The following is a 14,182-nucleotide window of genomic DNA, read 5'->3' on the forward strand; positions in this document are numbered from 1 at the left end:
AATCAGGGCAAACAGAATTCCTATGGCAAATTGGGTAAAAACGACAAAGAATTTTTTGGTTTTATAAATTTCTAAAAAAGGACTCCAAAGAGGTTTCAATGTCCAGGAGAACAGGATAAGTGCTGTCCAGAATGTGATCTTCGAATCCGAAACTCCCATATCTTTATACATAATTCCTGAAACCGCATTAATGGTTACAAAGGGAACACCCATTGCAAAATATAATGTGGAAATCCAGAGAATTGGCTGAATCCGACGGGTTCCGGAGTTGTTTTTTCCCATATTTGAAAATAAAATTCTAAATAAAAGAGAACATCTCAAAAGTTTATTCAGGCTAAAAACGAAACTATAAATTTTTTGGAGATTTTACTCTCCTGCCTTAATGAACAGATCAAATAAAAATCTGATTTTGAGATGCCTCTTTATTAATGAGTGATTCTGATTATTTCTTATCCCACCATAGCTTAGTTCCTCCGGTATCCGGTCCGTTAAGCATTTGGGAAGCTTGCTGATAATTGTATAATGAAGTTTTGGTATCAATAGTAAAAGGAATTCTTCTGATCATTGCTTCTGTACTGATGGCACCACCACTATCATTTTTTCTTACTTTGAAAAGAATAGGATAACCTGTTCTTCTCTGTTCTGCCCATGCTTCCGGTCCGTTTGGATACAGGGAAAGCCATTTTTGGGTAATAATTCTTTCTAATTTTCTTTCGTTGGTATCACCATTATTCCATGCAATAGTAATGGTACTTAACTGAGAATTTCCTACAAGCACGTTATTGTCTACATTTTTTGGATCAACATAAGGTGCTTCCGTAGAAGTTGTATCGGCAAGATAAGCTCCAACATTGGCACTTTTTCCCCATTCTCCGAAAGACTGTTGAACACCTGTAGTATAGTTGGTCTGAATATCTCCAGCTCCTGCATATCCTCTCAAAGCTGCTTCCGCTTTCAGGAACCATACTTCTGCAGCAGTAAATAATTTCATTTTACCATCAGTAGCTGAAAAATAATCTCCCGCTGCTGATTTTGCCTGTGGCTGAGAGAATCCTCCGTACGTTGTTTTACCATTTAACAAATCAATTCCCTGACGAATTCCTATATATTTCCCCTGAAGACTTGGATCAGCTGCCGGAATAGCATATGCAGGAAGTCTTGGGTCATTATATCCGTTCATATAGGCCATCAAAGGTGCCCCTATTAAACAGTCTCCCCATGAGTAGATGATGAAGCTCAATTCAGACTGCCCTACACTGATCAAAGCGTTATCTGCATTGTCAGTAATCAATCCTGCGGATGAAGCCAATGCCTCTTCTGCGTATTGTTTTGATTTCACAGGATCAGCATAGCTCATTCTCATCGCTAATCTCAACTTTAGTGAATTGGCAAGTTTTGCCCATTGTGCCATATTTCCACCGTACACCAGGTCGGCTCTTTTCAATGCTGCTTTATCACCTTCATTTCCGGTAGCAGGCATATTCTGTATTTTTTGCAAATCTGTAATAGCCACAGTAAGGTCATTGATAAAGTTTTGATATGCCTCTTGCTGAGAATCAAAATCGGTTACCCCGTTTGCATTTGGTGTTTCATATTTGCTGTATACTACCGGACCGTGATTGTCTGATACTCTTGCTGCTGTGATTACCTTTAAGATCTTTTTAACAGCAAATGTTCCTGTAAAATCTATTCCCGGATAGAAGTTTTTAGCGGCGTTATCGATGATGATAGAATAGTTGAAAATATCCTGTTGTCTTGCAATAATCCTATTGTTCCACCCATCCATCATAAAATAGGTCATATTGTTCTTGCCACCATTAAACTGGCTTGCGGTACTGAACATACCACTGAACATATCCGCACTCAGGTTGGGATACAGCTGATAATCTGACTGAAGACCTCTTTGAAGGGATTTTAAAGGATTAACAACCGCGTTGTAATCCGCATACATGTTTTCAGGATTCCCTAGCTTTTCCTGATTATACTGATCTAGATCACCGCATCCGGAAGCAGTCATCAAGACTACTGCGCCAAATACCAGTGTTTTAATATTATTGAATTTCATTTTCTTAAAATTAGAAGTTAGCCTTTAATGATAGTCCGATTGATCGGGTAACCGGTAGTCCAAATGAATCTACCCCAACCCCACCAGGTGTATTTCCTGATACTTGCTCCGGATCAAATGGTGCTTTTTTATAGAAGAAAAACAAATTGGTTCCTACTAAGCTTACCGTTGCATTTCTCATATATTTTGATTGGATATCAAAACTGTATGAAATGGATGCCTGACGTAAACGTACCGTTGTTGCACTGTACAAATAAGCCTCATCAATTCCTGTCCCGATACCACCGGCACCACCTGTTCTTTTATAATATGCTTTTGCATCGGTAACTCCATTATAAGCCTGTCCTGCCAGAGGTGTCCCCGGAGCATATACGGCATTTGGAATGGACACTCCACCAGCATCTCTTGCATCAGCAGTCGCCTGGCTTACTCCGTACAAATCATTTGCTTTCTCAGTAAGAGACAATACTTTACCTCCGAATTTACCATCGATAAGGAAAGATATCCCCAGTTTCCCAATATTAAAAGAGTTATTAAAGCCTATAATAAACTTAGGATTTGGATTACCCAAATATTGAGCGTCACCTGTAGTACCCAATGGAACTCCATTTTCATCTACTAAAACACGTCCCTGGTCATCTCTTTTGAATTTAACTCCATAAAGATCTCCAAAAGATCCTCCCAGTCTCAGTTTTGTAAAATCTCCACCACCAGTTAATGAGAAAAGTCGGTTTTCTGATATAGGTAAGCTTGATGGAAATAATTCAACAATTGTATTTTTGTTTGCTGAAGCATTTACTGTAGTTGTCCACCCGAATTGTTCTGTACCAAAAACTTTGTATGATAAAGAGGCTTCAAAACCTGTATTGCGTATTTTTCCAGCATTAATATAATATGAACCTGATGGAATTCCTCCAAAGTTAGAGCCTATAGTAGTCTCCAACAGCTGATTGCTGGCATTAGAATTATAATAAGTAAAATCAAAATTTAATCTGTTGCTAAACATTCTCAACTCAGTTCCTGCCTCAAAAGTTTTATTAAGTTCCGGACGAGGAATAAGGTCTGGTCTGCTGGTAACGAATGAACTTTTTGGATATACAATAGTTCCTGCGTCTACTCCATAAGAATACGCATTATAATAGGCTACCATTGCATTAGAAATATTGGCTGGTAATCCCAATCCAACAGTTGCATAAGAACCTCTTACTTTCCAGAAATTAATCACTTCCGGAAGTTTAAAGATAGAAGATAAGATCGCATTAGCCCCTACAGACTCATAATCAAATCCGCTTCTTCCTGTTAATGCCAAAGTAGAATCCCAGTCATTTCTAAAGGTCATATCTACATAAAACATATTCTTATAGCCTACTGAAGCACTTGCAAAGACTGAACGCACCTGTTTTTTCAAGTTCCAGTAAATATTATGATATCCATCTCCAGGACTTCTGTCTACATTCCATTGCAGGTTATTTATTGTAAACAAATTAGGGTTTGATAAATAAGCATTATCAACCTCTGTTACTTTATTACTTGTCGTATTCACACTTCCCCCAACTGTAAAGTCTAAGGAAATTGATTCGCTTAATTTTGGACTACCAATCAACAAAACATCACCATAGGTAGACGAATTTTCATATACATTTTTAAGAATTCTTCCATTTTGTCCTCCTGCCAATAAACTTGGCGCTGAATAGGCTGAAATATCACGCTGGCTGTCTGAACTATTCCAGCTATAATTACCTCTTACCCTTGCAGTCAACCATGGATTGATCTCATAAGATAATGAAACGGCGCTGTATGCATTTTTATTTTTAACAGTAACTGCGTTTCTGTTTAAAATCCAATATGGGTTTTGGGTTTCCGGGTTTCCTTTGAAACCTCCGTCAGGTTTTACTTCCCACCAGTTTTGTGCAAGTAAAAGTCTCTTTTTATCGATGAAAGAATAGTTATCCGGTCCATATTGATCGAAATCTACCCCTCTCGGCAGCCAGTATAAACTTGCTAAAGGAGAAAAAGATGCCCCTGGAGTCTGTCTGTTTTTACTGTCCTGTAAGGAACCAATGAAGTTAGCATCCAATGTCAGTTTATCATCAAGAAACTTACTTGAGTTTCTGAAAGAGACGTTATACTGATCAAAATAAGACATTGGGATCACCCCTTTATTGGTCGTATTTCCAATGGAAAAATAGTTGGTTGATTTTTCATTTCCAGATTGGAAAGAAAGACTGTTTACCCATGTTGTTCCGGTTTGCAGAAAATCTTTAAGATAGTCCTTCGAACTTCCTTTTGCTCCCCAGCTCTCAATATTATTTCCTGGAGATTGAGTAGGATCCGATGGATCATAAGATAAATAACTATGTTGCAGTTTTGGTAAGCTATAAGCTCTTTCTACCGTTAAACTCGAGCTATAAGAGATAGAACTCTTACCTATTTTTCCTTTTCTTGTGGTAATCAAAATAGCTCCGTTTCCACCTGCCGAACCATATAATGCTGATGCTGACGCTCCCTTCAGAAAGTTGATACTCTCAATATCATCAGGATTGATAGAACTCAGTACATCTCCCGGATCCGGCATATTGGAATACTGGCTTATATCTGCAGACTTTCCTGTTCCATTGATAATAGGAATTCCATCCACTACATACAAGGGCTGGCTGTTTGATACAGACTTATTACCCCTCATAATCACCCTTACGGAGCTTCCTACACCATTGGTTCTGTTGATCTGTACATTGGAAACTTTTCCATTGATCGAATTTAATAGATTGGGAGTTTTCACTTCAGTAAGCTCATCTCCACCAATCTGCTGACTGGAATACGTCAAAGAGCGGGCCTGCCTTTTTATCCCCAAAGAGGTGACTACGACCTCCTCAATACTGTTTGTCTTCGTAGTGTCGGCCGATTTTTTCTCCTGTGCATTCGCAGAAATTGAAAAAACGAACAGAACAGGTATAACTGCTTTTCTCATAAGGTTTAGATTCGTTAGATTTAATTGAGAATCAATTACATTGCTTTATTTTTCAATACAAAAAAAATTATTGTTTTTTCAGCAAAATTTTAACGTTTATGTATTAAATTATTTAAAGTTTTGTTAAGATTTAATTCACATTCACAAATCTAAATTTTGTAACCAGTCTGATATAATACTATTTTATCATAAAACGATATTATTTTTTCAGTCATTAAATTTAAAAGCCATTAATATACTATATATCAATAAAATACACCTTATCTCAAACAATTAAAAAAAGGGGATTTATTCAGATATTTTGGCAAAATAAAAATGAAATTTTTACTTAGAAATCTAATTGAGTTTTTTCGTAAAAAGTGAAATTTAGACAGATATTATTCAATCTTTTTAACTCCTTTAAACTGTTCTTTAAATTCTGTGGGAGTTGTCTTTTTGATTGACTTAAATACCTTATTGAAGTTGGCAATATTATTGAATCCGGCCTCAAAAGCAATTTCAAAAACAGTAAGATTCTTTTCCATCAGCCAGCGTGCAGCATAGCTGATCCGTATTTCGTTAAGATAATTGATGAAGGTTTTCCCTGTTCTTTTTTTAATAAATCGATTGAATGTCACATTGCTCATATTCACCATTGAGGCCACATTATCCAGCGTAATTTTATTCTCAAAATTTTTATGGACAAAATCATGGATGACCTTCATTTTATCATTATCTGCAAAAGATTCAAGCTCTATGCTATATGATGACAAAAGGGTCTTATTTTCCGCAACGGCAAGTTCATTCAAAATCTTCATAATTTCTATAAAAGACTCAAAACTGTTCATTTTTGAAAGATTTAGAAACGAATCTTTTAGTTTTTCGGCCGTTTCCGTTGAAAACAGAATTCCTCTGATGGAATCTTTCATCAGGTTATTGATGGGTTTCAGAATATTTTTTTCCATCAGTGACTGGTGAAAGAAATCCTGATTGAACTGTATGGTAATTTCGTGGGTTTTTCTGTTTTTACACCTGTAATTGGCCCAGCAGTGTGGCAGATTGGGACCTACCAATACCAGTTCTATATTCCCTATCTCTCCTGTGTGATCACCTATCATCCTGCGATAGCCTTTTCCTTTGTACACAAAATTGATTTCTATTTCCGGATGGTAATGGTATGGAAAATCAAATGATGCTTTGATCCTGTCAAATACAAGAAAACTGTCCTCAGGAGATAGTGGAGTTATTTCTCTAAGAATATTTTCTAGTTCGCTCATACAGGCTGTTTTGGAAAAAGGTTAATAATATTGGGTTGCAGTACAAATCTTTGTAAAAATGATAAAATAAAATCAATGTAAAAACATAATTACGATTTATTTTATTACCATTCTCTATGCCGGCATCAGAAACTGGGGTTTCGATAATTTAATACCGCTCAAATCCTGCTTTTTTGTATCTTTAAACTAAAGTTAAAATATGTCGCACCCGCTTATTTTTGAAGATCACTATAAAAGACTTGGACTGGAAATTTTTTCGGAAGAAACTCTGAGTAGCTTCAACGGGAATCGGTTCAGAACAGATATCAAAGTGTTTTTCATTCCTGCAGGGTATGAACTTACTGTTGATTTTCACGAATATAAAACAAAGAAACACTCTCTGTTTTTTTTGACCAATCAACATCTGAATATAGAAAAAGGAAAAGAAGAATCTATCCTTCTTTTCTACAACCGGGATTTCTATTGCATCCAGATCCATGATAAAGAAGTGGCTTGTGACGGGCTTCTCTTTCATAATGTATTTGAAATTCCTTTCGTGGAGCTTGACGATTCCGAGACTGCTCTTATAAAAGGATTATTTCAGAACATTCAGTATGAACTTGAATGGAAAGATTCATCTGCAGAGGAAATGATCAGAACGTATGTAAAACAGATCATCATACGTGCTACCCGAAAATGGAAAAAGCAGAATTTAGACAATGACACGCTCAAAATACCGGGCAGTGAGCTGGATGTTTTCAGAGATTTCAGCAGATACCTGGAAATTCATTTCAGGGAAAAACACAATGTTGCAGATTATGCAGAACTTCTTCATATCGCTCCGAAAACTTTAACTCATAAATTTAAAAATCTAAATCTCGACTCCCCCAATCAGCTTATTATCAACAGAATTTTATTAGAAGCTAAAAGATTATTATTCTATACAGATAAACCTGTGAAAGAAATAGCCTATGATCTTGGGTATGAAGATCCGGCTTATTTTAACAGACTTTTTACCAATAAAACAGGAAGCACTCCTTCAAATTTTAAAAAAAATTATTCCTCGGGAAAAAAGTACAATATTTAAGTCTTTTTATCTATTGAATCAGACCGACCACCACTCTATCTTTGTATTATCAAAATCAAACAATATTAAAACAAAAAAACAAACATTATGAGACGTAACGCAACAGCCGTTTGGAACGGAACTATCAAAGAAGGAAAAGGACACCTAACTACTCAAAGTACTACTTTAAATGAGACTCAATATTCTTTCAACAGCCGTTTCGCAGATGGTGTGGGTACTAACCCTGAAGAATTGCTGGCAGCAGCCCATGCAGGATGTTTCACTATGAAATTGGATGCAGAGCTTTCACAAGCAGGGTACAATCCTGAAGAATTAAAAACAACTTCTGTAATCACTCTTGATCCTAACATTGGAAAGATTACAAAATCTGAACTGACTTTAACCGCTAAAGTTCCGGGAATATCAGAAGAAGAATTTCAGAAATTGGCTAAGATTGCTGAAGAAGGATGTCCTGTAAGTGCAGCATTCAACTTTGAAATTACATTGAATGCTACTTTAGAGAATTAATCATAAGTATTTATTCAAAATCAATAGGAACGGGCTTTAGCCCGTTTTCTATTTTAAGAACACTTCTATTGGCTTTAGCCAAAACGTAAAGACCAAAATATTTTCCCACCTAAACTTCTTGAATAAAATATACCGAGTGGTATATTTTTGTATATTTGCATCATAAACTCAACATACATGTCGAAGGCGGAGAAAACAAAACAGCATATTATCGAGAAAACAGCAACTCTTTTTAACACAAAGGGTTATATTTCCACATCGCTGTCTGACATTACACAGGCAACCGGATTGACGAAAGGCAGTATCTATGGAAATTTTGAAAATAAAGATGAAGTAGCCATTGAAGTTTATAAATATAACGCAGGATTATTGAGCAAAACACTTAGCCGTTCTTTTGGTGAGGAATATCCTACTTCATTGGATAAACTTCATGCTTTTGTAAATTTTTACAAAAAAAACTGGCTTTTTGTCTTTTCAAACGGAGGCTGCCCTTTGATGAACGCTGCAACAGAGGCTGATGATTCTTTTCCGGCTTTAAAAACTCAGGTTAAAAGATCTTTTGAACAATGGATGACAAAAATATCAGCAGCAATTGTAGAAGGACAAAAGAAGGGAGAAATTAATAAAAACCTCAATGCAGAGCAATACGCCTCCCTATTCATCATGCTTATTGAAGGCGGAATCCTCCTTTCAAAAACAATGGGTGACCAAAGTTTTCTAAACCATGCTTTAGATAAAATCACCAGCATGATTGATCATGAACTCAATATTCTTCCATCATAAATTATACCATATGGAAACAAAAAAAGTGGCTATTGTAGGATACAACAGAATTCCTTTTGCCAGAATGAATACCGCTTATTCAGAACAGGGAAACCAGGATCTTTTACTTGCTTCTCTGAATGGACTGATAGACCGTTATCACCTCAAAGGAAAAAGACTTGGAGAAGTGGCTGGCGGAGCAGTTATCAAACACATTTCTGAAAGCAACCTCATCAGGGAAACCGTGATGAATACGACATTAGACCCTGCTACTCCTGCCTGCGATCTTCAACAGGCCTGCGATACAGGAATTGAAGCCGCTATTTACATTGGAAATAAAATTGCTTTAGGGCAAATTGAAAGTGGCATCGCATGCGGGGTAGAAGCCATGAGCAATATTCCGTTTGAGTCTTCACCAAGATTAAGAAAAGCCCTTTTAAAAGCCAATAAAGAAAAATCAGCCTTTGGAAAATTAAAACATCTGTTAAGCCCAAAACTGAAAGACTGGATGCCTATTCCTTACAAAGGGCAGGAACCCAAAACGGGCCTTGTAATGGGTGAACACACCGAAATTACAGCAAAATATTACAATATACCAAGAGAAGAACAGGATCAATTGGCTTTAAGAAGCCATCAGAATATGGCAAAAGCTTATGATGAGAGCTTTTTCGAAGATATGATCACTGCAGCTTTTGGGCTGGATAAGGATAATAACTTGCGCCGTGACAGCAGTATTGAAAAACTATCACAGCTGAAACCTGCTTTTGATAAGCAGAACGGAACATTGACTGCAGGTAACTCAACGCCATTCACAGATGGAGCTTCAGCCGTTTTATTGGCCAGTGAAGAATGGGCAAAGGCTAATAATTTGCCTATTTTAGCTTATATCACTTTTTCAGAATTGGCAGGAATAGAGTATGTTGAAAATAAACAAGATTTACTTCTTGCTCCGGTATTTGCGGCAGAAAGAATGCTGAAAAAAGCAGGCATGAGTCTGTCAGAATTTGATTACTACGAAATTCATGAGGCCTTTGCGGCACAGGTTTTAGCCACTATAAAAATCTGGGAAAATGATGAACTTGCTAAAAAGTTCGGATTGGAAAAAGCACTTGGAAAGATTGACAGGAGCAAATTGAATGTAAAAGGAGGAAGCCTGGCTGCTGCCCATCCTTTTGCTGCAACAGGAGGAAGAATTATTGCAACCTTAGCCAAATTACTTCATGAAAAAGGCAGTGGAAAAGGTTTTATATCAATCTGCGCAGCCCGTGGACAGGGGGTAACCATGATTTTAGAAAAATAAAAATTGAAAGTATGGATAGATTAGCACAATTAAAACAATTCATCGGAAAAGAATTTGACCAGTCACCATCTCCTTTTATGAAATGGCTCAATCCCATCGTTCTTTCTGTAGAAGAAGGGCAATTGGCATTTCAATATACAGTAAGACCGGAATGGCTGAATCCTATAGGAAATCTTCACGGTGGAGTTACAGCGGCTATTGTAGATGACATCATTGGAGCCACCATGTTTTCTTTAAATGAAAATTCTTTCATCACCACTATAAATAATGTCATTGATTATTTTTCAACTGCAAAAGAAAATGATAATATTGTAGCTGAAACTAAAATCATTAAAAGAGGTAAGCAATTTGTAAACGCGCAATGCGAAATATGGAATGCAGACAAAACACGCTTAATCGCAAGAGGAACCTCTAATTTATTCAAAATCAATAACTAAGTATGAAAAGAGTTGTCATTACAGGTCTTGGCGCAGTGACGCCTTTGGGAAATAATGTCGAAGAATTTTGGCAAAACAGTATCAATGGAGTGAGTGGAGCAAATGAAATCACCCATTTTGACACAGAAAAATTTAAAGTACATTTCGCTTGTGAGGTTAAAAATTTTGATCCAAAAGTACATTTAACACACAACGAAATCAAAAGAAGTGATTTATTTTCACAATATGCAATGTACTCCACCGCGGAGGCATTAAAAGATTCCGGGCTTGAACTGGAAAATATGGACCCATTTGATGTAGGTGTTATCTGGGGAACAGGACAAGGTGGAATGTGGACTTTCGAAAGTGAGGTCATGAATTTTGCAGCCGGTGACGGAACTCCAAGATTCAATCCTTTCTTTGTACCGAAATTCATTGCGAACATGGCTTCGGGAATGATCTCCATGAAATATGGTCTTCAGGGCATCAACTATACAACAGTTTCTGCATGTGCAACCGGAAATACAGCATTGATGGATGCATTCAATTATATCCGTCTGGGAAAAGCAAAGGTAATTGTCAGTGGAGGTTCTGAAGCGGCAATCTCTCCGGCTTCTATCGGTGGATTTTCCATTATGAAAGCTATGTCTACAAGAAATGACGATTTTGCTACAGCCAGCCGTCCTTACGATGCAAACAGAGATGGTTTTGTAATGGGTGAAGGTTCTGGAACTTTGATTCTGGAAGAATACGAACATGCTAAAGCAAGAGGGGCAAAAATCTACGCAGAATTAGTAGGCGCAGCTATGACAGCCGATGCTTACCACATGACAGCACCTCATCCTGATGGCGTTGGAGCTATCAAAGCAATGCAATTAGCCCTTAATGAGGCAGGAATTAACGTAGATGACATTGATTATATTAATCCTCATGCTACTTCTACTCCTCTTGGTGACCTGGTTGAGCTGAATGGAATTAATAAATTATTTAAAGGAAGTAAAAACCTTGACATCAGTGCTACAAAATCCATGACAGGTCACTTATTGGGTGCTGCAGGAGCTGTTGAAGCTATTATTTCCATTAAAGCGATTCAAAATGGGATTATTCCGCCAACGATTAATCTTCATTCTATTGATGAAAATATTCCACAGGATATCAATATTGTCTTTGGACAAGCAAAGGAAAAAGATATTACGTATGCTTTAAGTAATGCCTTTGGTTTTGGAGGGCATAATGCGACATTAATTTTCAAGAAGTTCAGCTAATTAAGATTTAAAAATAATTGAAAAAATCCCTGTATGAAAGCCATGCAGGGATTTTTTTATTCTATCTTAACTTTAATTGTTACATAAAATCAGCATCAGGAATGAAAAAATCAGCATCATTCTCTGAGATCGGGATATAAAGCCTCTCCCATTCATCACCTTTTACCATATCCCAGCTGTGTCCGGCACCTTTAAGATCTTCAGCCAAAAGGATGATTCCGGGTTTAATAATAAATGTAGTACCATCTGTTACTTTAAACCTTATATCCCCTTTGATAGTAATAACATATTGTCTTCTGGGTGCTGGGTGAACATTTTTTTCCCATTCTTCCGTTTCACTACTCATCCAGAAAACCGTTGTATTTATGCGTTTAAGAGTAGGCATCTTACCTTTCTCAAAAGAACATGAGCCATCGGGATTATTAATCAGTCTTATGGCTGGAATGAATCCGGTAGAGGTTTCCAGAGCTGCACTTATATTTTTGTGATTTTCATGTTGTCCATTCATCATTCTATTATACTTTAAGGCTAAAAGGTTTATATAAATTTAATTTTTATTTTCGAATTGCAGGATTTATTTTAAAAGAAAAAGAGCAGTCAAATCTGACTGCTCTTTTTATCTTTATGCTTTCAACCATTCTGAGGAGGAAAGATAATTCTGATCGGGATAATAGATGAACAGACAATTTTTACCTTTAATTGTGTTGACAATTGGCTGTATCAAATCTCTTGGTACGGCAGGGCATCCCCAGCTTCTTCCGATTCTTTTGTGCATTGCAGCGAATGCATCACTTACATAGTCTGCACCGTGCATTACAATTGCTCTTCTGTAAGCCGCATCATTAAAGCCTTTATCCATTCCCAATAATTTTAGAGAATATCCGTTGTCTCCCTGATAGGTTGCATCGGTGATATAAAATCCTAAGCTGCTCTGCAACGAACTTTCCCTGTTAGAAAAATTCGTCGCAAATTCTTCGCCTGTATTTTTACCGTGGGCAACCAATGAGTTGAACAGAACTTTTTTGTCTTCAAGATCAATTATCCAAAGTCTTTTGGTATTGGAAGACATAGAAAAATCGCAGATCGTTAATAAATGCGAGTCCTGAGTAAGCAATCCTGCTTTCTTTAAGTTTTCATATCCTGTCAATGCTTTTGAGAACACTTCATAATTAAGTTCATGCTCCGGGTCAAATGCTATTGATTGGTATAATGCTTCTGATGCAGATACGGCCGTCGTACCCTTCTCAGATTTCGTTTCAGCAACTTTTTCAGTTTTCGTTGTTTTGACATTCTCACTTTTCGCCGCCACTCTTGGGGAAATGTAGAATGAAGTCGTCACCATGTAAACAAGGCCTAATACGCTATAAAATCCTTTCATTCAATACTATATAAATCCAAATTAGTGGGGCAAAATTATAAAAACATAATTACCAAGGGGTTATAACTCTAAAAAGTTTAACGCTATTTAAGAAATTTTAACGTCCTGATTCTGTGAATTAAAGCACTTTTTTTTGAAAATCCGGGAAAATTTCAAGGTTCATACATTCATTCTGTTTTCCAAGAAAAGTCTCTATCGAAAAAATCATACACCTGCCTGATTATAGATCTCTTCCACTCTTTTCCAATAGTTCTGGTTCATTGGTTCGTAGAGATAATAAATACATTTGATGGCAAAAATATCCAGCTGATTTCTGGATTCCAGCCAGTTCATAATATTTTTAACTAATCTCTTTTCTTCAAATCCAGCCCATTCTCCCGCCGGATCCAGCAGATTGGAGAAGAGAACGGGAAAAACTTCGTACTGATCTATTTTTTTAATATTCTCAAGGCTAAAAGGACTTTCAAGGAAAACCCGGGTCATATACTGAAAATCCGATTCCTGAAGTTCTTTATCCAGGTATAAGTCAGAAAGCGCACACCAGACTTCCTTCCTTTCATCCAAAAATTCGAGTTCGTTCATACAATATTTACTTCTGAGAATCGGAAACAAATTCCAGGCTCACAGAATTCATACAGTATCTCAGCCCTGTAGGCTTGGGACCATCATCAAAAACATGCCCCAGATGGGAATCACATCTTTTGCAAAGCACTTCTACTCTATCCATTCCATAGGACTGATCTCTTACATAATAGACTCCTTCTTTATCGGCTTCAAAGAAACTCGGCCAGCCACAGCTGCTGGAAAATTTTGATGTGGAACGGAAAAGGTGATTTCCACACACCGCACAATAATAGTCGCCTACTTCATCAAACTCGTTATATTTTCCTGTAAAAGCTCTTTCTGTAGCGGCTTCTCTGGCGATTGCATACAAGTCCGGAGCGAGGATCTTTTTCCATTCTTCATTGGAAATAGTAAGTTTTGCGGTATCAGTTCTGGAATAGTATGGATTGTTTTTTGCTTCTGTATTTTCCATAGGAGAGTTTTTAATAGGTTGATATTTCTGCGTACAAGCCTGCAGAAAAAATAATAAGGTAATTGAAACTAAAAATTTCATCGTAAATTTTATTCTTTAACCATAAAATTTTTTGTGGTGTAAAAGCTTTTATTAAGATTAAACGGTTTCATAACCAAATTTA

13 protein-coding genes and 1 pseudogene are annotated in these 14,182 nt (G+C 36.9%); 6 read left to right on the forward strand and 8 right to left on the reverse strand.

Annotated features, from left to right (window positions below; genetic code table 11):
* The 4 genes and pseudogenes from LF886_RS00005 to LF886_RS00020 all read right to left on the reverse strand — a co-directional run.
* Positions 1 to 282 (reverse strand): annotated as a pseudogene (locus tag LF886_RS00005) (MFS transporter); the annotation flags it as partial.
* A gap of 160 nt (positions 283 to 442) precedes the next feature.
* On the reverse strand, positions 443 to 2,065 hold the full coding sequence (locus LF886_RS00010) for a SusD/RagB family nutrient-binding outer membrane lipoprotein (protein WP_236852096.1): 1,623 nt from the start codon (positions 2,063 to 2,065) through the stop codon (positions 443 to 445).
* A 10-nt stretch (positions 2,066 to 2,075) separates the two neighbouring features.
* On the reverse strand, positions 2,076 to 5,033 hold the full coding sequence (locus tag LF886_RS00015; protein ID WP_236852097.1) for a SusC/RagA family TonB-linked outer membrane protein: 2,958 nt from the start codon (positions 5,031 to 5,033) through the stop codon (positions 2,076 to 2,078).
* A gap of 377 nt (positions 5,034 to 5,410) precedes the next feature.
* Positions 5,411 to 6,289, reverse strand: a complete 879-nt coding sequence (locus LF886_RS00020; protein WP_103231118.1) for an AraC family transcriptional regulator — start codon at positions 6,287 to 6,289, stop codon at positions 5,411 to 5,413.
* 199 nt (positions 6,290 to 6,488) lie between these two features.
* On the opposite strand from LF886_RS00020, the gene LF886_RS00025 reads away from it, so the two are divergent.
* The 6 genes from LF886_RS00025 (at position 6,489) to fabF (ending at position 11,605) form a co-directional block, all read left to right on the forward strand.
* A complete protein-coding gene (locus LF886_RS00025; RefSeq protein ID WP_236852098.1) occupies positions 6,489 to 7,355 on the forward strand; it encodes a helix-turn-helix domain-containing protein in 867 nt (288 codons plus the stop codon).
* 87 nt (positions 7,356 to 7,442) lie between these two features.
* The gene (locus LF886_RS00030) at positions 7,443 to 7,862 is read left to right on the forward strand and encodes an OsmC family protein (protein WP_124532527.1); all 420 of its coding nucleotides are present in this window, start codon (positions 7,443 to 7,445) and stop codon (positions 7,860 to 7,862) included.
* 177 nt (positions 7,863 to 8,039) lie between these two features.
* The gene (locus LF886_RS00035) at positions 8,040 to 8,645 is read left to right on the forward strand and encodes a TetR/AcrR family transcriptional regulator (protein ID WP_236852099.1); all 606 of its coding nucleotides are present in this window, start codon (positions 8,040 to 8,042) and stop codon (positions 8,643 to 8,645) included.
* Between the two features lie 10 nt (positions 8,646 to 8,655).
* The gene (locus LF886_RS00040) at positions 8,656 to 9,924 is read left to right on the forward strand and encodes an acetyl-CoA C-acetyltransferase (protein ID WP_236852100.1); all 1,269 of its coding nucleotides are present in this window, start codon (positions 8,656 to 8,658) and stop codon (positions 9,922 to 9,924) included.
* A gap of 11 nt (positions 9,925 to 9,935) precedes the next feature.
* The gene (locus tag LF886_RS00045; RefSeq protein WP_124532533.1) at positions 9,936 to 10,361 is read left to right on the forward strand and encodes a PaaI family thioesterase; all 426 of its coding nucleotides are present in this window, start codon (positions 9,936 to 9,938) and stop codon (positions 10,359 to 10,361) included.
* Between the two features lie 2 nt (positions 10,362 to 10,363).
* Positions 10,364 to 11,605: a beta-ketoacyl-ACP synthase II gene (fabF, locus tag LF886_RS00050; RefSeq protein ID WP_236852101.1), complete on the forward strand. Its 1,242-nt coding sequence runs from the start codon at positions 10,364 to 10,366 to the stop codon at positions 11,603 to 11,605.
* A gap of 79 nt (positions 11,606 to 11,684) precedes the next feature.
* On the opposite strand, the gene LF886_RS00055 is transcribed toward fabF, so the two are convergent.
* The 4 genes from LF886_RS00055 to msrB all read right to left on the reverse strand — a co-directional run bounded on the left by LF886_RS00055 (position 11,685) and on the right by msrB (position 14,100).
* Complete coding sequence (locus LF886_RS00055) at positions 11,685 to 12,116, reverse strand: hypothetical protein (RefSeq protein WP_236852102.1); 432 nt, start codon at positions 12,114 to 12,116, stop codon at positions 11,685 to 11,687.
* A 111-nt stretch (positions 12,117 to 12,227) separates the two neighbouring features.
* Positions 12,228 to 12,983 (reverse strand): murein L,D-transpeptidase catalytic domain family protein, encoded by a 756-nt coding sequence (locus LF886_RS00060; protein ID WP_103231128.1) that lies wholly within the window; start codon positions 12,981 to 12,983, stop codon positions 12,228 to 12,230.
* 204 nt (positions 12,984 to 13,187) lie between these two features.
* Positions 13,188 to 13,565 carry a hypothetical protein gene (locus LF886_RS00065; RefSeq protein ID WP_236852103.1) on the reverse strand — a complete coding sequence of 126 codons (378 nt, stop codon included), beginning with the start codon at positions 13,563 to 13,565 and terminating at the stop codon, positions 13,188 to 13,190.
* A gap of 7 nt (positions 13,566 to 13,572) precedes the next feature.
* Positions 13,573 to 14,100 carry a peptide-methionine (R)-S-oxide reductase MsrB gene (gene msrB / locus LF886_RS00070; RefSeq protein ID WP_109737810.1) on the reverse strand — a complete coding sequence of 176 codons (528 nt, stop codon included), beginning with the start codon at positions 14,098 to 14,100 and terminating at the stop codon, positions 13,573 to 13,575.
* Positions 14,101 to 14,182: the final 82 nt, after the last annotated feature.

Origin of the sequence: Chryseobacterium sp. MEBOG07 (assembly GCF_021869745.1) — a bacterium.
GTDB lineage: Bacteria > Bacteroidota > Bacteroidia > Flavobacteriales > Weeksellaceae > Chryseobacterium > Chryseobacterium viscerum.